Raw genomic sequence first — 18,805 nt, forward strand, 5'->3', positions numbered from 1 at the left:
CTGCAACACAGTCCAACGGCCCAGCGCGTACAACAATGGCTGTTCGGCAGCCTGTTGATCGGTTTCGCCGTGCGCCTGACGTTCGTCCAGCAGGCTTAGCCTTTGCGGGCCTTGCGCTGGCGACGACTGATCAACAGCAACGCAGCACCCGCGACCAGCACAATCGCGCCGATCTGCACCGGCCATTTGTACGGCCGCAGCGACGAGCGCACGGCATCCGTGACCTGGGTAACGTAACGCTTGTCAGCGTTTTCGAAATCCGGGTACGGGCACTGATTGCCGAAATCCACCGCCCACGGGACGAACGGCCCTTCCTTGATGTAGCGCTGATACAGCGCGCTCTGATCTTCCAGGCTGCTGTTCCAGCCAGCAGCGTTGCACAGCACAGCGGCAAACGCCTGACTGGTGTGCGGCAGGTTGTCAGCAGCGCGCCCGGCCAGCTCGGTGGCGACGAAACGGTAGTGATAGCGCTGATCCGGTTTCGCTTCACTGGCGACCTGACGCTGCACTTCGGCTTCGCTGACCAGCGGGCCGACTTTCAACTCAACACTTTCCAGGCTGTAGTTGCCACCGAACGTGGCGTAGTCCGGCGCCATTTCGTAACCGAGAATATCCATGCCCCACTCACGCGCCGTCCACGCGGCGTTATACAACGCACTGGCGCGTTTGGTCGGCCACCACGCGGCCTCGGCCTTCAGCCGTTGTTCGCCGTAGAGGCGAGCCTTGTTTTGCAGGTCGGGATTGTCGAAGTAAGCGACCGCGTCGGCGTAATGCCCTTCGCGCAGCAAGCGCCGACCGAGCAGATTGCGCAGGCTGGCGGCAACCGGCAGCGGCACGTAGTTGTCGCGCTCCTGCTGGGTCAACGCCGGCGGCGCCGGGACGTTGTCATCGACGTACTTTTGCAGTTCTTCGACCGTCAGCACGCGCTCGGCCACGCTCGCGGCATCGAACCAGTAGACACTGTTGCTGCGATACAACTGCACGAACGCTTGCAGATACTCGCCGCGCTGCAAGGCGAGAATCGCACTTTCACCCTCGACCCGGCACTTCGGCTGAACGGCTTCATACGCCCAGTCCGGTGTGCGCCGGTAACCCCAGTCTTCGCTCTGCGGGAAGGCCTGCGCGGCTTTCGAATAGGCGGCGGCCGCGGCATTTTTATCGCCGTCACGCACCGCCAGCTTCGCCCGTAGCCACCACGCCAGGCCGCCGTCACCGGCATTTTCAAGGAAGGCTTTGGCGCCAGCGTAATCGCCCTGTTGATAACTCATCGCCGCCAGACGATCAGCATTGTCGAGGCTGCCACGGGTGCTGTTTTGCAGCAGCTTGACCAGTTTCTTCTCGTTCGGCGGCTCATCGCCAAACGACCAGCCCTGGCGGCTGACCAGCGATGCCGTGACCAGTTGCTGCACGGCTTTGTGCTGCAGCAGCTCGGCCAGTTCGGCTTCGGGCAACTCCGCCAGTTCATTCATCAATTGCTTGAGCGAGGTGTAACCCACGGCCGAGCCGTGCAGGTTCTGTGCTTCATACAATTCGATGGCGCCGCTCCAGTCGCCCGCCGAGCGCAACACCCGCGCCTCTTCACCGAGGCTGGCAACACCCAACTCCAGCGGATCGCTGAAACCGTCGATGCTCAGTTGCCGGGCCTGGCGGAACGCATCACGCGATTGCTCCAGCGCCTCGACCGCATCCCCGCCTTCACTGCTCATGGCAAACCAGGTACGGCCCATCGAATACGCCGCCCACGTGCTGCGCAACGGACGCTGATCTGCCGGCAGCGTCAGCAGCTTGTTGAAATACTCGACCGCGAGTTGATGATCGCCCGTGGCAAACGCCACCGCACCGGCCACGTACAAACGGATTTCCGCCGGCAGGCTGGCGCCCTGCGCCTCGACCTGATGGGCATCGGTCAGGCCGCGCAGTTGTTTGACCAACGCTTGCTGCTCGGCGCTCAGTCCGGCCTGTTCAGCCTTTTCCCGAGCCTCGGCCGCCGCGTTTTCCTCGCCGTACATATCGTTGGGATTGTGCGTCGCCGCGGTGACGTTCTTCAGCCCGGCGATGGTTTTGCCGAGGCGGCTGAGTTCGAAGTTGAAGTTGCCCTCAGGCAGATCCGCGAGGGTCTGCCCACGATTGTCGAGCAGGCGCATGGGGAAATCCGGCCCGCAGGCGAACGCCGAACCCAGCGGCAGGCAGAGGCTCAGGCAGAGCAGATGGCGGGGCCAGTTACGGGTCAACATGCGAACCTCCTTGATCAATATTTGCGCAACGCGCCCAACCGATGGCGCGTTGTCCGCCCGCCGGCAATCGGCCGTCGCGCAGGCGGGTGAAGGTAAGCAGATCCTGGCTTTGTTGCAACGAGTAACCGGCGAGCGCATCGGCGCCTTCACAACTTTGCGCCTTGAGGGTGATTCGCGCAGGCCAGGCACTGTCGAGGTTGCCGGGGTTGTCGAGTCTGATGTCGTAGAGACCGTCGTGTTCGCTCAACGTCACGCCGAGCTGACTGCTGAGCTGATCACCCCGGGCCACCGCACGCAGGGTGGTCAGACTCCAGGCGCGGCGGTCATTGGCCAGCGGCAGGCGAAACCAGATCAGCCCGGTCAGATGCGCGGGCGGGTCTGCACGCAATGCCTGACCGAGCTGGCTCAGTTGCAGCGGATCAGCCAGCAGCTCCCGGCGTTGCCCGGCTCGCTCAAGTTGCACTTCGCTTTCCACCACCGGCGCCCCGCCGTCATCGGGCAACAGCGCAACGCCGTAAGCCGGCAGCGCCAGATAGAACGGCTTGTCAGTGATACCTGCCCAAGCCTTGGCCCACTTCAACGCCTGATCAGGATCGAACAAACCGCGACGCGGATCACTGACGGCGTGCACTTGCAGCACGCTGCTGTCGACGGTTTGCAGGAGTTCGGGCAATTGCGCACTGCCGAGCCAGGCTGGCAGCGCAGTGATACTCAAGGGCAGATTCTTCGGTAAGGCCGAGCGCAGATGTTTGAGAAATACAGCGTACGCCGGTAACCGCGCATTGCCCGCGTCGTGATCGATTTCGACGCCGTTCAATGTCAGGCCTTGTGTTTGCCAATCGGCGAGCACCTGCAGAATCTGCGCGGTGACCTGATCCTGATCCAGCGACTTGAGCTGGCCGTCGAGACGAATCACGGCTATCAATGGACGGCCATCGGCTTTCAATAATTGCGCATCGATCCGCGCGCGGCTCCATCCTGCATTGGGAAAGGCTTGCAGTGCGAGGACGCGTAACGTCGAGAAATCCTGGCGACTGTCATGCAGCGCCGCCTCGTGGGCCGGCGTCCATTGGCGTTGCCAGATGTAAAATTGTTGGTCGAGGGGTGGCGCGTCTTGCTGCTTGCAACCCACAAGCAAGATGCCCAAGAACAGACCCACAATAAATCGCATACCTTCCAACCCCCTGACACCACAAGGCTGCAAGGGTACACAAAAACCCTGTAGGAGCTGTCGAGTGAAACGAGGCTGCGATCTTTTGACCTTGTTTTTCAGGATCAAGATCAAAAGATCGCAGCGTGCCGCAGCTCCTACAGGGGTGCGGCGGGTTTGCGGGCGATGATGACTTGGCTCTTCGCAACCACCGCATCCAGCGCCTGTTTGATCTGCGCACCGCGCGGAGAGTCCAGCACGGCTTGCCAGGTGTCGGCCCAGTGATTGAGCAGCGGATGATCCGGGTTGCTGAAATCGACCTTGGCTTCCCAGAACAGCAGCATCCACATCGACCAGTAAAAACCGTACTGACTGTGGCTGATTATCTCCAGCCCGGCCTCACTGACCAGCGCCTTGAACTGCTCTTCGCTGATGATGCGAATGTGATTGGGCTTCTGGAAATACTCGGCCGCGGCGATGTCTTTCTGCAGGTCTTCGGAGCTTGGGTGCGGCACGCTCAGCAAGTACAAGGCACCCGGTTTGCCGACACGCACCAGTTCGGCGAGGAACTGCGCCGGATCATCGACGTGCTCGATGACTTCGGTGGAGACCACGCGCGTTGCGGTGCCGTCGGCGATCGGCAACGGATTGCAATCGGTGACGTGGCATTCGATGTCCCGTGCCGGCGTATCGCTCAGGCGCTGACGAGTCGCTTCGACCTTGGCGCCGTCGATGTCGGCGATGATGATCTTCGCCCCGCGCATGCCGCAAAAATGCACGTTGCCGCCATCACCGCAGCCGACATCAAGCAGGGTGTCATCGGCAGACACCACAAAGCCTTTGAACAGCTCGTTGGTTTCCTGGTTGAACCAGCCGCTGAGCTTGGCATCGTACAGGCCGAGCATGTACGGATCGACCTTGCTGGCGACCGGTTCCACTGCCTGCGTGGGCGCCGGTGCTGGCGTCGCCGCCGTGAGTTTCTTCAGTAGGCTCAGCATGAGGTGGCTCCGGAGGATGGGACGGTGGATCGGGACGTACCGAGGCGTCGCACGAGCGCGGCACCACGGTCGCGCATGGGCATTTCGACCAAGCGGTAATTGAGTTCGCTGAGCAACACGATCAGGCCGAAAGCGATCAGCAGCGTCAGCACCGGGTGGCCGGCAGGACTGGACAGACCGGCGCCCTGCAGGCGAAAGATCAGCTCACGCACCAATTGATAAGCGGGTATGTGAATCAGGTAGATGCCGTAGGACCGGCTGCCGACCCACCCCAGCAGCCGCTGCATCGCGCCAGCGGGCATCAGGTAATTGCAGTTATACGATGCGATCCACACCAGTATTGCGCTCAGTACAGCGATTGAACCGATGCGGTACCAGGCAAACGTGAAGCGATCGGTGGCCATGAAACTCAACAGTGCGCCGATCAGCATCAACGCCGAAATCCCGACCCATGGCCGATCGAGAAAATTCGGCCGCCAACGCTGATAACTCGGCTGCGCACTCCACATCGCCAGCAACACACCGAGGGCCAGCGCATCCGTACGCACCACCATCAGCAACGGCGTGCGCAGGGTGAAAATCTGCACCGCGACCAGCGCCAGCAATGCCCAGACCAGATGTTTGCGAAAGAGCAGGATCAGCAGCGGGAACAGCAGATAGAACTGCTCCTCCAGTGCCAGGCTCCAGTAGACGAAACTGCTGCCGTACTCGTAGCGAAAGAAGCTGTCGGCAAAACGGAAGTTGGCGTACTGCAACACCCCGGCCAGCGTCGCTTGCAGGTTGGCCGACAACGTACCGAACGCCCCAGAACGATTGAGAAACACGCACGCCAGCAACATCAGCGCCAGCCATAGCCAGGCCGACGGCAATAACCGGAAAACCCGGCGAAGCCAGAAATTGCGCGTCTGCTGCCAGTATTCCTGGCGGGTTGTACAGCCTTGCAGCGCCGGGATCAGGCTTCGGGCAATGACAAACCCGGAGATGGCGAAAAACAGATCGACGCCCCACCACGGCTGCGCCCAGGCATGGATCTTTTCCAGCGACGGCACGACATCGGTGAACAGGCTCCCCTGCAGGTGATGGAACAGCACGCCCATTACGGCAACTGCGCGCAGCACTTCAATGTCCATGATCCGTTTGCCGCTCATGGTACCTCCCCCACAACCGCTGGCTTGCGGGCGATGATCACCTGGCTCTTGGGCATGAAGCGGTCAAGCGTCTGCTTGATCGCCAGCCCGCCCGGCTGAGCGAGCAGGTCCTGCCAGGTCTTGGCCCAGCTCTCCATCAATGGCATGAAGGGCTCCTGAATCCGGTCACGTACCGCACCGCCCGGGTCACGCCCGGCAGCCCGTTCGCCGGCCCAGAAAAAGATCATGCCCATCACCCAGAAGAATCCGCTGGCCTGACGATGTTCGATCACCAGACCGGCATCTTCTACCAGCGCAGCGAAGCGCTCCGGGGTGAAAATCTGCACATGATTGGGCGACTGATAGTAACTGTCCGGGGCGATGCCTTTTTGCAGGTGTTCGCCCGTCGGTGCCGGCACGCTGAACAGATACTGCGCACCCGGGCGCCCCATGCGCACCAGTTCGGCCATGAACGGTTGCGGCTGGTCAATGTGCTCCAGCACTTCCATGCACACCACTTTACTGGCGCAGCCGTCAGCCAGTGGCAGCGGCAGGCTATTGCTGACCAGCCCCAGACTGGCTTTGCCGCTTTGCGCTTCGACCTGCCGTGCGAGCTCGCGCACCTTGGCGTGTTCGCTGTCGGTAAAAATCACCGAAGCGCCCTGACGCACAGCAAACAGTGTCGCCACGCCTTCGCCGCAACCGACATCCAGCAACGTATCGTCAGCGGTGATCGCAAAGCCCTTGAGCAACTCGCCGCTGTCATTCAAGAACCAACCGTCGAGCACGGCGTCATGTAAACCGACGTCGCGAGGCGACACCTTGGCCAACGGTGCCGACAGCGGTTGCGCGGCACGCGCCGGACGCCATCGTGCGAGCAGACGACGGATCATGCGAGCGTGACTTGCGCAGGCAACGATCCGCGGGCTTGCAGTGGCTGCGCAAAAAAATCGCGCAATCTCTGCTCGGTGCTGGCCTGGCTGCAGAATCGCTGCAGACTGCGAATCGCCTCGGCGGACATCGCGGCGTAACGCTGCTCATCGGTTTTTGCCACGTCATAGCTGGCGCGATACGCCAGACACAGCGAATCCCAGTCGGTGATGTAACGCATCGTGCGATAGGCCGCACGCGGGTCATGAGGCCAGGCGGTGAGCTCTTCGGTGAAGTCGACGATAAATGCATTATCGCTGCTCACATAATCGGCCATTGCGGTGTTCAACGGCGCAATCGCCGGTTTGCCGCAAGACATGAACTCCATCAGGGGCAGGCACTGTCCTTCACCGTAAGAACTGTTGACCACGTAGCTGGTGGCCTGCACCAGGGCTTCGTAATCGGCATCCGCCAGATAGCCATGGATCAGCACGATCCGGCACTGGAACGACTGGTTCTTGTACAAGTGATGCAGCATGTCGCTCAGCGCATCGGCGATGTCATGGTGGGTCAGCTTGAGCACCAGGGTCACATCGCTGATGTCGCGAAACGTGGTGCAGAACGCGCTGACCATATCCTGCCAATTCTTGCGGCCGTCGTAAGGATTGAACACCGAGGTGTAGACCACGCCCTCCAGTTGCAATTGGCAATCCTGCGGCGGTCCTGCGAAGGACATCGGCGTGCCTTCGCGCAATCGTGGTGGGCCATACGGCCGCAAGTCCGTGCGACGACTGTCGATCAGCAATCCACGCAGGTTCAGCGTCACAAGGTCAACCACCGGACGCTTGGCCAATTGCTCGCCGCGAGCGGCAAAGCGATCCCACACCGGAGCCGGGATCGCGCAGATCGGATAGTCCGCCCCCATCACGTCGCGCACCGCGTTCACCGTGAATGTCGAATGCGTAATCGCCCGGCCACACGCCTGCAACACCACACGCCAATCGTGACGGGATTCGCCCTGCCAGCTTTCAGTCGGGATGGTGCTGAATTCCCAGGCGAACACCGGGATGGTCGGGCATGCGTAATGGATGGGCGTGCGATGCGGCGGCGAGAACGACAGGAAGACGCAATCCTCGCCCCGGCTCAAGCAGTCGAAATACAAGCGATCAACCAGCTCGTCAGGGTGGCTGACTTCGATGACCTGACCGAGTCGCTCCAGCACCGGGCGGAATTCCTTGAGCACGAAGTAATAGCTGTACTCGGGGCGTCCGAGGTTCTGCTGGATGTTGCTCTTGTTGGTTTCCGAATGAATGATGATCAGCATGAGGCCGCTCCGGTCTCGACCGCCAGCGAGGTGATCGCGCGATTGGCCTCCAGGCCGAAAAACGCCGCCACTCGCTGCTGCAGCGGCGCGAATCCACAGTACTCACGCATGCGTTCATTGGCGGCAATGGCCATCGCCTGGTAAGCCTGCGGGTGGTTTTTGGCCATGGCGTAGCTGTCCTCATAGGCGGCTTTCAACGAGCCCCAGTCAGGGCGATGGCGCAGGGTGCGGTAGAGGATCCGCACATCTTCCGGCCAGATGGTCGGCTCGCGACTGGACTTGACGATGAAGCCGACACGTTCGTCGATGTAATCGCGCATTGCCGTGTGATCCGGCGCGATCACCGGCCGAGCGCACGACATGAACTCCATCAGCGGCAGGCACAAACCTTCGCAGCGTGACGCGTTGACGTAGAAACTGGCGGCGCCATACAGCCGGGCAAACTCCTCGTCTTCCAGGTAGCCATGCAGGACCACGACCCGACAGGCAAAGGGCGATAGCTGCGAGAGCAACGTAATGAGATGAACGTAGTAGCTCGACAGGTCGTTCTGGGTGATTTTCAGCACCAGTGTCGCGTCTTCGACATCACGCATGGCCCAACAGAACGCGGTGATCAGGTGGTGCCAGTTCTTGCGCCCGTCCTCGGGGTTGAACACGCTGACGTATACCACGCCACTGACGTCGATCCGGGCGTTTTCACGGGTGTCCGGCAACAACGCTTGCGGATGCTCAGTCAGCTCCGGCACCTCACTCTCGGCTGCAGCCGATGGCACTGGCTCGGACAACTCGGGGCGGTTCTCGCGGCTGGCAGCCGGCAGCAAATCACTGACGGCTTCGCGATACCACAGCCGCAGGTTGTGCTTGAGCAAAAACAGCGTTCGATGCTGCGAAGGCGTCGCGACGGCTTTGTAGCCTTCGTACAAGTAATGCTTGGTGATGAACGCACGCCGACGCAAGGTCAGTGGCGGTGGCGGTTCTGGCGTCGGCTCCGGTACTTCCTCGACAGGGCTCGGCGTCAGCGCTTCCTGTTCATTGAGTATCGGTGCGATCAAGCCATCAGCCGACAGTCCCAGCGCGCGGCTGTCGATGATGCAGCCCTTGATCTGCAACGTGGTGCCGGGGTTTACCGGGACACTCGGGTAGTCTCGCCGTACCTGAGCAAAGCGTTCCCACAGCGGTGTGGGCAATACCAATACGGGGAAGTCTTCACCCAGGCTGCGACGTATCGCCTGCGCCGTGTGGGTCGACAACGTAATCACCCGGCCATGGCGCGCCAGTGTCTGGCGCCAGTCCTGGCGCACATCGTGCTCAGCGTATTCGGAGGGGATCGAGTCATATTCCCAGGCAATCACACACACCATCGGGCATTGCAGGCCGATCGGGGTTTTATGTGGCGGCGCAAACGAAAGGAACAGACATTCCTGACCGTCCTGAAGCAACTGCAGATACAGCGGGTCAACTTCAGCGACCGACGCCACAACATGCACTCGGCCGAGGCTTTCCAGCACCGGGCGATACGCCTTGAGCACAAAGTAATAGCTGTATTCGGCACGCCCGAGGCTCTGGCTGATGGAGCGCTCGTTGACGTCCGAGTAAAGAATGAAATTCATGGCATCCCACGATGAAGCAGCCGTCCCGGCAACCTCATGCTATGACGACCGGGCGTTGGATCAAGTCGGCATCGCCGCTGCTTGTCCATCATCCTCAGGCACGTCTTCGTTCTTGTTTTAGTGGTTGGTTTCACCCTGTTGCGCTACACCCACGGCGGACCTGGGGGAATGGCGACGAGGGCCATTCTAAACACATCCTTCAAGGATCCGGGAACCGCCCGACGAGAATAAATCGGACTACGCTGACGAGAACTGACCGGTCACGGTTTGGCCTGTTGAAATTGCTGCGCAATTGGCACAGATTGGTAACAAACAACTACAACAACTGACTTCGCCCGTCTTTCAACCGGTTTTTCCTTCGGTCTGACAGACCTCTCCTTAAAGCCTGTGAGAAAGTGGCGCAAGTTCAAGACCAAGGGGTCGCTGTTTGAAAAAGCGTCTGTTCGTCACGGGTCTCAGTGGATTCGTGGGACAACATATTCAGTCGCGTCTGGCATTGCCTGATTCGTCGTGGGAGCTGCTGCCTGCCGCCTCGCCCTACGACCTCACGAAGGCTGACAGCCTCACCGGCCTGTGGCCGCAAATGCCCGACGCGGTGATTCACTTGGCCGGGCAGACCTTCGTCCCGGAAGCCTTCCGTGATCCGGCGCGCACCTTCGACATCAATCTTTTCGGCACCCTCAATCTGCTGCAAGCACTCAAGACACGTGGCTTCGCCGGCACCTTCCTCTACGTCAGCTCCGGCGATGTCTACGGGCAAGTCGGCGAAAGCGATCTGCCGATCAGCGAACAACAGCCGCCCTGCCCGCGCAATCCTTACGCGGTGAGCAAACTCTCGGCAGAGTTTCTCAGCCTGCAATGGGGCCTGAGTGAAGGCTGGCCGGTGTTGGTGGCGCGTCCGTTCAACCACATCGGCAGCGGCCAGAAAGAAAGCTTTGTCATCGCCAGTGCCGCCCGCCAGATAAGTCGCATCAAACAGGGCCGTCAAGCGCCGCAACTGGAGGTTGGCGACATCGACGTGACGCGAGATTTCCTCGATGTCGGCGATGTGATTTCGGCCTATTTCGCGTTGCTTGAAAAAGGCACACCCGGACAGGTCTACAACATCTGCTCGGGCCGCGAGCAAAGCATCCGCAGCCTGATCGAGCAGCTCGGCGATCTGGCTGAAGTCGAGATGCAACTGGTGCAAGACCCCGCGCGCATGCGCCGCGCCGATCAGCGTCGCGTTTGTGGCAGCCACAACAGGCTGACCCAGACCACAGGATGGACGCCTGAAATCACCACACAACAATCCCTGCGGGCGATCCTGTCCGACTGGGAGACGCGAGTACGACAAGAATGACAAAAAGTGCACTGATCACAGGGATCACCGGCCAGGACGGCGCGTATCTGGCCAAGCTGTTGCTCGACAAGGGCTACAAGGTTCACGGCCTCGTCGCACGGCGCAGCAGCGATTCGCGCTGGCGCCTGCGCGAGATGGGCGTCGAAGCCGACATCGTCTATCTGGACGGTGACATGGCCGACGCCTGCTCGGTACAGCGTGCAGTCATCAAGTCGGCGCCGGACGAGGTCTATAACCTCGCCGCGCAAAGCTTCGTCGCCGCCTCGTGGGATCAACCGGTGACCACCGGTATCGTCGATGGCCTGGGCGTTACTCACTTGCTCGAAGCCATCCGTCAGTTCAGTCCGCACACACGCTTTTATCAGGCCTCGACCAGCGAAATGTTCGGCTTGATCCAGGCTGAGCAGCAGGATGAAAACACCCCGTTCTACCCGCGCAGCCCTTACGGCGTGGCCAAGCTCTACGGTCACTGGATCACTGTCAACTACCGCGAAAGCTTCAACCTGCACGCCAGCAGCGGCATTCTCTTCAACCACGAATCGCCGCTGCGTGGCATCGAGTTCGTGACGCGCAAGGTCACCGATGCCGCCGCACGCATCAAGCAAGGCAAACAGCAGGAGCTGGCCTTGGGCAACATCGATGCGAAACGCGACTGGGGTTTTGCCGGCGACTACGTCGAAGCCATGTGGCTGATGCTGCAACAGGACAAGCCTGACGATTTTGTGGTCGCCACCGGCGTCACCACCACGGTGCGCGAGATGTGCCGCATCGCCTTCGATCACGTCGGCCTCAACTACCGTGACTACGTGAAAATCGACCCGGCATTCTTCCGCCCGGCCGAAGTCGAAGTGCTGCTCGGCAATCCGGCCAAGGCTCAGCGCGTGCTGGGCTGGAAGCCGAAAACTGACCTGGATACCTTGATCCGCATGATGATGGATGCGGACATGAAACGCGTCGCCAAGGAGTAGGCCATGCTGATCCCCGTGATTCTGTCCGGCGGTGCCGGCACCCGTTTATGGCCGGTGTCCCGCGAGGGCCATCCCAAGCCGTTCATGACCCTGCCCGACGGCCAGTCGCTGCTGGGCAAGACCTATCAGCGTGCTGCCGCGTTGCTGGACGGCTGGGGCGATATCGTCACGGTGACCAACCGCGAGTACTACTTCCAGAGCAAGGATCACTATTGCGCCGCGCACGTGTCGCGCCATCGCGGGCACTTCCTGCTCGAGCCGACTGGCCGCAACACCGCCCCGGCCATCGCTGCTGCCGCGTTGTCGTTGCAAGCATTGCATGGTGATGACGCGATCATGGTGGTGATGCCCGCCGACCATTTGATCGTCAACCAGGACGCGCTGAAAACCGCCGTCGAGCACGCGGTCAATCTGGCCAAAGACGGTTATCTGGTGACCTTCGGTGTGACGCCGACCGCCCCGGAAACCGGCTTCGGCTACATCGAGACCGGCGCCCCGCTGGATGCCAAAGGCGCGGCGAAAGTGCAGCGTTTCGTCGAGAAACCCGACCTGCAAACCGCCACGCATTATCTGGAAAGCGGCAATTTCCTGTGGAACTCAGGGATGTTCTGCTTCACCACCGCAAGTGTGCTGGCCGAGTTGCAACTGCATGCGCCGCAGTTGCTGGAACAGACCCGCGCCTGCATGGCGGCAAGCGCCCCGCTGGAAACTGTCGGCTGCCTGCAACAGGAACTGTCGCCAGCGCTGTTCGCCGAGATCACCGACATCTCCATCGACTACGCGTTGATGGAGCGCTCGGAAAAAGTCGTCGTGGTACCCGCAGGTTTCGACTGGAGCGATATCGGTTCCTGGGGCGCCGTCGCGGCTCTGGTACCGGCCGATGCCGATAACAACCGTGCCAGCGGCGAAGCGATTTTCATCGACAGCCACAATAACTTCGTCCAAAGCGAAGGTCGGCTGGTAGCTGCCGTCGGCGTCGACAACCTGATCGTCATCGACACCGCTGACGCCGTACTGGTCGCTCACGCTGATCGCGCGCAGGACGTGCGACGGGTGGCCAAGCAGCTCAAGGACAAATCCCACGAAGCCTACCGCCTGCACCGTACGGTGAGTCGGCCATGGGGCACCTACACCGTGCTTGAGGAAGGCCCGCGCTTCAAGATCAAGCGCATCGTGGTCAAACCCGGCGGCAAGCTCTCTCTGCAAATGCACCATCACCGCAACGAACACTGGGTGGTGGTCGAAGGCATGGCCAAGGTCACCAACAACGGTACCGGCACCCATCTGGTGGCGAAAAACGAATCGACGTTCATCGCTGCCGGTCACCGCCATCGCCTGGAAAACCCCGGCGTGATCGATCTGGTGATCATCGAAGTACAAAGCGGCGAATACCTGGGAGAGGACGACATCGTTCGCTTCGAAGACCAATATGGCAGGACGGTTTGAATGCTGCTTTCCCTGTACCGCTCAATGCGCAGTTATCGCGGATTCATCCTCGGTAGCGTCAAGCGGGAGTTTCAATCACGTTATCGCAACTCGCTGTTCGGTGCGCTGTGGACGGTACTCAACCCGTTGTCGATGATCGTTGTGTACACGGTGATCTTTTCCCAGATCATGCGCGCGCGGCTGCCGGGTGTTGATGACGGCCTGGCCTATAGCGTCTACCTGTGTGCAGGCCTGCTGACCTGGGGACTGTTCGCCGAAATCACCTCGCGCAGCCAGAGCATGTTTCTGGAAAACGCCAACCTGCTGAAGAAAATCAGCTTCCCGCGCATTTGCCTGCCGGTGATTACCCTGCTCAACGCCGGGATCAACTTTGCGATCATTCTGGCGCTGTTTTTCGGCTTTCTGCTGATCAGCGGGCGCCTGCCCGGTATGGCCCTGCTGGCACTGATCCCGCTGCTGATCCTGCAGGTGATCTTTGCCGCCGGGCTGGGCATGTTGCTCGGCATTCTCAATGTGTTCTTTCGCGATGTCGGGCAGATGTTCGGTATCTGCTTGCAGTTCTGGTTCTGGCTGACGCCCATCGTTTACCCGCTGTCGATCCTGCCGTCAGGCATCCAGCACGTCATCAGCCTGAACCCGATGACGGCGCTGATGACCAGCTACCAGAACGTGTTCCTCTACAACCAATGGCCGCAGTGGTCGTCACTGACACCGCTGCTGATCATCGGCGTGCTGCTCTGCGCCATGGCGCTGCGTCTGTTCCGTCAGCGTGTCGGTGAAATGGTGGACGAACTCTGATGGGACACATACGCGTCACTGGCCTGGCCAAAGCCTATAAACAGTACCCGAATCGCTGGAGTCGCCTGCTGGAATGGCTGGTGCCGTTCTCCCCGAACCGCCACCACCTGCACTGGGTCTTGCAAGACGTCGATTTCGAGATCAGCCCCGGTGAAGCCGTTGGCATCGTCGGCGTCAACGGCGCGGGCAAAAGCACCCTGCTGAAGATGATCACCGGCACCACCCAACCGACCTGTGGACAGATCCATCTGCAAGGCCGCGTGGCCGCGTTGCTGGAATTGGGCATGGGTTTTCACCCGGACTTTACCGGTCGGCAGAACGCTGTCATGGCCGGTCAGCTGCTGGGCATGCAGGTCGAAGAGATCGAAGCGTTGATGCCGCAAATCGAAAGTTTTGCCGAAATCGGCGAAGCCATCGATCAACCGGTGCGCACCTATTCCAGCGGCATGCAGATGCGCCTGGCCTTCAGCGTCGCGACTGCGCGGCGTCCGGATATCCTGATCGTCGACGAAGCGCTGTCAGTGGGCGATGCGTATTTCCAGCATAAAAGTTTCGAGCGCATCCGCAGTTTCCGCAAAGCCGGCACTACCCTGCTGATCGTGTCCCATGACCGCTCGGCCATTCAATCAATCTGCGACACCGCGATTCTCCTGGAGAACGGCCGTCTGGCCATGCGTGGCAAGCCCGAAGAAGTCATGGACTACTACAACGCCATGCTCGCTCAGCGCGAAGGCCAGACCGTGCGCCAGGAGATGCTCGCCAATGGCCAGGTACAGACCATTTCCGGCACCGGTGAAGCTGGGATTCTCAGCGTGCGCCTGCTCGATGCGCAGGGCCGCAGCCTTGAAGTCGCGGAGGTCGGTCAACCTGTGGTGCTGGAAGTGCAGACCGAAATTCGTGAAGACATCGAGCGGCTGATTCTCGGCTTCATGATCAAGGATCGTCTGGGCCAGGCCATTTATGGCATCAACACCCATCGCCTCGACAAAGCGATTACCGAGCTGAGTGCCGGCGAGCGCGTGACCTTTCGCTTCGCTTTCGACATGCGTCTGGGCAAGGGTAACTACTCGGTGGCGTTGAGCCTGTCACGTCTGGACTCGCACCTGGATCGCAACTTCGAGTGGCGCGACTATGGTTTGATCTTCCACGTGATCAACAATCGCCAGGAAGACTTTGTCGGCTGTTCCTGGTTGCAAGCCCGGACCGAAATCAGCCGCTCCAGTGAAATCCTTGTAGAAGCGCCTGATACGGAGATCTTGCGATGACACGATTGTTGGTGGAGTGCACCTACGTATTCGAACATCCCTCCGCCAACTCGGGCATTCAACGTGTTGTACGCAACGTCATTCAGCAGTTGCCGGCGGCCGATGAAACCGTCGAATGCATCCCGGTGGTGATGATCAATGGCGGTTTGTACGAAGTTAAAAGTCTGGCGCCGCTGAAGTCCACGAAGCTCGACCTGATGGGCCTGCGGGTGAAACTGGAACAGTGGGCCAACGCCTTCTGGCTACGTCACCGGGCCGTGGAACGGCGCTGGCCGTTCAACCGGTCGCATTTCACCCGTCGGGTGCTATACGTCGGCTGCCGGCTCACGGCATTCGCTTGTTTGAGCTTGCCCATGCGCCTGCTTGAACGAGTCCTCAAGGGCCAACATATTCCCGAGCGCTGCGTACCGCTGGCCCACCGGGCAGGCGATCAATTGGTGCTGCTCGATTCATCCTGGCACGCCAACTTTTTCCCCCTCGCCGAGCAACTCAAGCGTGAGGGTGTGGGCATCATTTCAGTGATTTACGACCTGATCCCCCTGACCCACCCGCAGTTTTGCGATGCCGGGCTGGTCAAAGTGTTCAACGACTGGTTCGACTGGATCGCGCGCACCGCCGACGGCTATGTCGCGATCTCGACCACTATCCGCGATCAGGTGCGCGAGGAAATGCTGCGCCGGATCGGCACGCAACAGGTCGCGCAGCGCTGGTTCGATTACTTCCACCTCGGCTCCGAGCTGGACTTGAGCGAGGCTGATGCCAAGGTCGACCGTGGCCTGCTGGACATGTTCCAGACGACGGACCCGGTGTTTCTCATGGTCAGCACCATCGAGCCGCGCAAAAACCATGCGTACCTGCTCGAGGCGTTTGAGCTCGCCTGGGCAACAGGATCGAAAGCGCGGTTATGCATCGTCGGCAAGATTGGCTGGAAGTGCGACGCACTGATCGAACGAATCCGCCAGCATCCCGAGCTGAACCGACGTTTGTTCATGTACAACTCGCTCTCGGACAAAAGTCTCGAACACGCCTACTCCCACGCCACGGCGCTGGTGTTTCCGTCCCATGTCGAAGGTTTCGGCTTGCCACTGGTGGAAGCCATGCAACGCAAGTTACCGGCAATGGCCAGCGATATTCCGGTGTTCCGCGAGATCGGCGGCGACTACATGGCGTATTTCGACCTGGCGAATCCACAGAGTCTGAGCGATCTGGTGACCGGCATGGAGCGCTCCGGCGAGTTTCCGGCAGCGCTGGGCCTCGAACAATGGCGCTGGCTGAGTTGGCGCGAAGCGAGCGCCCAATTGGTCGAGCGTATTGAGCGCAACTTGCATGCATCGTTGCCTGCCCCTGAGAGCCAGCATGCGCATTGCTCTTAACGCGCGCATTCTCCAGGCACCGCGTACCGGCATCGGCCATTACGTTGCCGAACTGGTCAACGCCTTGCGCAGCGAGCCGGAGGTTGACGTGACGTTGTTCCATGGCTGGGGCTGGAGCTCGGCACTGCCGGAAGCGGCCATGCCCGGTTACTCGCGTCTGACACCGCTGCTGCGGCAGATTCCCGGGGCCTATCAGGCGCGTCGCTGGCTGGAGCAGAAACGCTTCGATCAGGGCCGCGCGCAAGGCATCGACCTCTATCACGAACCGAGCCTGTGGCCGCTGGCCTTCGACGGCCCGACCGTGATCACCCTGCATGACCTGACCCACCTGCATTTCCCTGAGACTCAGCCACCGGCACGGCTCAAGGAAATCGAGCGTCGATTGGCTGTCGGGGTGCAACAGGCGCAGGTGATTCTCACCGACTCGCAAGCGATTGCCGACGAAGCTCAAGCGTATTTCGGGCTGCCTGCCGAGCGTTTTGTGGTGGCTCCACTGGGGGTCGCTGCGCGCTTTCATCCGCGTGAGGCGAGCGCCATTGACGCGGTACTCAAGGCGCACGCGGTCGAGGCGCGGGAGTATTTTCTCTGCGTGGGCACGCTGGAGCCGCGCAAGAACCTTGGCCTGGCCCTGCGCGCCCATGCCCTGCTGCCGGAGGCGGTACGTCAGCGCTTTCCATTGCTGATCGTCGGCATGGCCGGGTGGGAGCGCGAGCAGTTCAGCGAACCTTTGCGTCAGGCACTGGCCAGCGGGCATGTGTGCCTGCTCGGCTATCTGCCCGACGAACAAGTGGCGCAGCTGTTGGCTGGCGCTCGGGCGCTGATTTTTCCATCGTTGTATGAGGGTTTTGGTCTGCCGGTACTGGAGGCCATGGCCAGCGCCACACCGGTGCTGCTCACGCGATCTTCGGCGATGCCGGAAGTCGCCGGTGCAGCGGGCAACTATATTGAAGCTGACGATGCAGAAGGCCTGCGTGATGCGCTGAGCCGACTGATCGACGATCAAGCGCATTGGCAGGCATGCCAAGAAGCCGGGTTGCAGCAGTCACGGCTTTTTTCCTGGGAGCGTTGTGCACAGGCCACCGCCGGTGCCTACCGTCAGGCCATGGGAGGTTGAATGCGAGTTCTTCATTTTTTCAAGACGTACCTGCCTGACTCGGTCGGCGGCATTGAGCAAGTGATCTTCCAGCTGTGCGAGAGCGGCGCCCAGCACGGTATCGACGGCCAGGTGCTGACGCTCAGTGCTGACCCGACACCGGCCGTGGTGAAATTGGGCCAGCACGAAGTGCACCGCGCGAAACTCGATATTCAATTCGCCTCCACCGGTTTTTCCTGGAGCGTGTTCAAACAGTTTCGCGAACTGGCGGCCGAAGCCGACGTGGTCAACTATCACTTCCCGTGGCCGTTCATGGACCTGGTGCATTTCGCCAGTGCGATGAATAAACCGAGCGTGGTGACCTACCACTCGGACATCATTCGCCAGAAGCACCTGCTCAAACTCTATCGCCCGTTGATGAACCGCTTCCTCGCCAGCGCCGACCGCATTGTTGCCGCTTCGCCGAACTACCTGCACACCAGCGATGTGCTGCAGCAGTTTCAGGACAAGACGCGAGTGATTCCCTACGGTTTGAACAAGGCCGGTTATCCACAGCCCGATCCCGAACGAATGAATCGCTGGCGCCAGCAGGTTGGGGATAAGTTTTTTCTGTTTGTCGGCGTGATGCGTTACTACAAAGGCCTGCACATTTTGCTGGAGGCCCTGAAAGATGTGGATTATCCCGTGGTCATTGTCGGCGCCGGGCCGCTGGAACTGGAACTGCACGCTCAAGCGCAAGCGCTGGGCCTGCGCAATATTCATTTCCTCGGACGCCTGGGTGATGAGGACAAAGTCGCGCTGCTGCAACTGAGCTACGCGATTGTGTTCCCGTCGCACCTGCGCTCGGAAGCGTTCGGCATTTCTTTGCTGGAAGGCGCTATGTACGGCAAACCGATGATCTCCAGCGAAATCGGCACTGGCACCAGTTACATCAATATCCATAACGAAACCGGACTGGTGGTGCCCCCCAGTAATCCACTGGCATTTCGCGAGGCGATGCGCACACTTTGGGAAGATCCGGTGCGCGCGGCCGCCATGGGGGTGAAAGCCGAAGCGCGTTACCGGCAGCTATTCACCGCTGATGACATGGGCCGCAAGTGGACAGAGCTGTATCAGGAATTGCTGGAAGAGAAATCGCTGTCCTACGCCTGAGCGTGGGTTGAATACCGATCCCCTGTAGGAGCTGCCGAAGGCTGCGATCTTTTGA

General features: G+C 60.6%; 15 protein-coding genes and 1 pseudogene. 9 read left to right on the forward strand and 7 right to left on the reverse strand.

The features are described 5' to 3' along the window. Positions 1 to 99, forward strand: a pseudogene (locus ACW9IR_RS01835) (LysE family translocator); the annotation flags it as partial. Here the strand turns inward: ACW9IR_RS01835 and ACW9IR_RS01840 are convergent. The 7 genes from ACW9IR_RS01840 to ACW9IR_RS01870 all read right to left on the reverse strand — a co-directional run bounded on the left by ACW9IR_RS01840 (position 96) and on the right by ACW9IR_RS01870 (position 9,313). Next, entirely contained in the window at positions 96 to 2,234 is a 2,139-nt protein-coding gene (locus tag ACW9IR_RS01840; RefSeq protein WP_457461393.1) for a hypothetical protein, read from the reverse strand. The pseudogene ACW9IR_RS01835 and the gene ACW9IR_RS01840 overlap by 4 nt on opposite strands. Beyond that, positions 2,221 to 3,405 carry a DUF3142 domain-containing protein gene (locus ACW9IR_RS01845; protein WP_102902507.1) on the reverse strand — a complete coding sequence of 395 codons (1,185 nt, stop codon included), beginning with the start codon at positions 3,403 to 3,405 and terminating at the stop codon, positions 2,221 to 2,223. The genes ACW9IR_RS01840 and ACW9IR_RS01845 overlap by 14 nt, the downstream gene beginning before the upstream one ends. 137 nt (positions 3,406 to 3,542) lie before the next feature. Beyond that, positions 3,543 to 4,382: a class I SAM-dependent methyltransferase gene (locus tag ACW9IR_RS01850; RefSeq protein WP_102902508.1), complete on the reverse strand. Its 840-nt coding sequence runs from the start codon at positions 4,380 to 4,382 to the stop codon at positions 3,543 to 3,545. Further along, positions 4,376 to 5,530, reverse strand: coding sequence for an acyltransferase family protein (locus ACW9IR_RS01855; RefSeq protein ID WP_457461395.1), 1,155 nt, complete (start codon positions 5,528 to 5,530; stop codon positions 4,376 to 4,378). The genes ACW9IR_RS01850 and ACW9IR_RS01855 overlap by 7 nt, the downstream gene beginning before the upstream one ends. Beyond that, complete coding sequence (locus ACW9IR_RS01860) at positions 5,527 to 6,402, reverse strand: class I SAM-dependent methyltransferase (protein ID WP_102902510.1); 876 nt, start codon at positions 6,400 to 6,402, stop codon at positions 5,527 to 5,529. Before ACW9IR_RS01860 ends, ACW9IR_RS01855 begins: the two co-directional genes overlap by 4 nt. Continuing rightward, complete coding sequence (locus tag ACW9IR_RS01865; RefSeq protein ID WP_223026565.1) at positions 6,399 to 7,703, reverse strand: glycosyltransferase; 1,305 nt, start codon at positions 7,701 to 7,703, stop codon at positions 6,399 to 6,401. The genes ACW9IR_RS01860 and ACW9IR_RS01865 overlap by 4 nt, the downstream gene beginning before the upstream one ends. Further along, entirely contained in the window at positions 7,697 to 9,313 is a 1,617-nt protein-coding gene (locus ACW9IR_RS01870) for a glycosyltransferase (RefSeq protein ID WP_457461398.1), read from the reverse strand. Before ACW9IR_RS01870 ends, ACW9IR_RS01865 begins: the two co-directional genes overlap by 7 nt. 427 nt (positions 9,314 to 9,740) lie before the next feature. Here ACW9IR_RS01870 and ACW9IR_RS01875 point away from each other — a divergent pair, with 427 nt between their 5' ends. The 8 genes from ACW9IR_RS01875 to ACW9IR_RS01910 are packed head-to-tail and all read left to right on the forward strand — an operon-like array spanning position 9,741 to position 18,750. Then, the gene (locus ACW9IR_RS01875; RefSeq protein ID WP_457461400.1) at positions 9,741 to 10,655 is read left to right on the forward strand and encodes a GDP-mannose 4,6-dehydratase; all 915 of its coding nucleotides are present in this window, start codon (positions 9,741 to 9,743) and stop codon (positions 10,653 to 10,655) included. Beyond that, positions 10,652 to 11,623 (forward strand): GDP-mannose 4,6-dehydratase, encoded by a 972-nt coding sequence (gene gmd / locus ACW9IR_RS01880; RefSeq protein WP_011336673.1) that lies wholly within the window; start codon positions 10,652 to 10,654, stop codon positions 11,621 to 11,623. Before ACW9IR_RS01875 ends, gmd begins: the two co-directional genes overlap by 4 nt. A gap of 3 nt (positions 11,624 to 11,626) precedes the next feature. Further along, complete coding sequence (locus ACW9IR_RS01885; protein ID WP_457461403.1) at positions 11,627 to 13,069, forward strand: mannose-1-phosphate guanylyltransferase/mannose-6-phosphate isomerase; 1,443 nt, start codon at positions 11,627 to 11,629, stop codon at positions 13,067 to 13,069. Continuing rightward, positions 13,070 to 13,867: an ABC transporter permease gene (locus ACW9IR_RS01890; RefSeq protein WP_102902514.1), complete on the forward strand. Its 798-nt coding sequence runs from the start codon at positions 13,070 to 13,072 to the stop codon at positions 13,865 to 13,867. Then, the gene (locus ACW9IR_RS01895; protein WP_102902515.1) at positions 13,867 to 15,132 is read left to right on the forward strand and encodes an ABC transporter ATP-binding protein; all 1,266 of its coding nucleotides are present in this window, start codon (positions 13,867 to 13,869) and stop codon (positions 15,130 to 15,132) included. Before ACW9IR_RS01890 ends, ACW9IR_RS01895 begins: the two co-directional genes overlap by 1 nt. After that, on the forward strand, positions 15,129 to 16,505 hold the full coding sequence (locus ACW9IR_RS01900; protein ID WP_457461406.1) for a glycosyltransferase family 4 protein: 1,377 nt from the start codon (positions 15,129 to 15,131) through the stop codon (positions 16,503 to 16,505). The genes ACW9IR_RS01895 and ACW9IR_RS01900 overlap by 4 nt, the downstream gene beginning before the upstream one ends. After that, positions 16,489 to 17,619, forward strand: a complete 1,131-nt coding sequence (locus tag ACW9IR_RS01905; RefSeq protein ID WP_457461408.1) for a glycosyltransferase family 4 protein — start codon at positions 16,489 to 16,491, stop codon at positions 17,617 to 17,619. Before ACW9IR_RS01900 ends, ACW9IR_RS01905 begins: the two co-directional genes overlap by 17 nt. Next, on the forward strand, positions 17,620 to 18,750 hold the full coding sequence (locus tag ACW9IR_RS01910) for a glycosyltransferase family 4 protein (RefSeq protein ID WP_102902518.1): 1,131 nt from the start codon (positions 17,620 to 17,622) through the stop codon (positions 18,748 to 18,750). Positions 18,751 to 18,805: the final 55 nt, after the last annotated feature.

The sequence above is a fragment of the Pseudomonas sp. SDT291_1_S447 genome (genome assembly GCF_054070155.1).

Coding starts and splice junctions, on each gene's coding strand:
- ACW9IR_RS01840 (WP_457461393.1), bottom strand. CDS start 2,234: ATGTTGACCCGTAACTGGCCCCGCCATCTGCTCTGCCTGAGCCTCTGC.
- ACW9IR_RS01845 (WP_102902507.1), bottom strand. CDS start 3,405: ATGCGATTTATTGTGGGTCTGTTCTTGGGCATCTTGCTTGTGGGTTGC.
- ACW9IR_RS01850 (WP_102902508.1), bottom strand. CDS start 4,382: ATGCTGAGCCTACTGAAGAAACTCACGGCGGCGACGCCAGCACCGGCG.
- ACW9IR_RS01855 (WP_457461395.1), bottom strand. CDS start 5,530: ATGAGCGGCAAACGGATCATGGACATTGAAGTGCTGCGCGCAGTTGCC.
- ACW9IR_RS01860 (WP_102902510.1), bottom strand. CDS start 6,402: ATGATCCGTCGTCTGCTCGCACGATGGCGTCCGGCGCGTGCCGCGCAA.
- ACW9IR_RS01865 (WP_223026565.1), bottom strand. CDS start 7,703: ATGCTGATCATCATTCATTCGGAAACCAACAAGAGCAACATCCAGCAG.
- ACW9IR_RS01870 (WP_457461398.1), bottom strand. CDS start 9,313: ATGAATTTCATTCTTTACTCGGACGTCAACGAGCGCTCCATCAGCCAG.
- gmd (WP_011336673.1), top strand. CDS start 10,652: ATGACAAAAAGTGCACTGATCACAGGGATCACCGGCCAGGACGGCGCG.
- ACW9IR_RS01885 (WP_457461403.1), top strand. CDS start 11,627: ATGCTGATCCCCGTGATTCTGTCCGGCGGTGCCGGCACCCGTTTATGG.
- ACW9IR_RS01890 (WP_102902514.1), top strand. CDS start 13,070: ATGCTGCTTTCCCTGTACCGCTCAATGCGCAGTTATCGCGGATTCATC.
- ACW9IR_RS01895 (WP_102902515.1), top strand. CDS start 13,867: ATGGGACACATACGCGTCACTGGCCTGGCCAAAGCCTATAAACAGTAC.
- ACW9IR_RS01900 (WP_457461406.1), top strand. CDS start 15,129: ATGACACGATTGTTGGTGGAGTGCACCTACGTATTCGAACATCCCTCC.
- ACW9IR_RS01905 (WP_457461408.1), top strand. CDS start 16,489: ATGCGCATTGCTCTTAACGCGCGCATTCTCCAGGCACCGCGTACCGGC.
- ACW9IR_RS01910 (WP_102902518.1), top strand. CDS start 17,620: ATGCGAGTTCTTCATTTTTTCAAGACGTACCTGCCTGACTCGGTCGGC.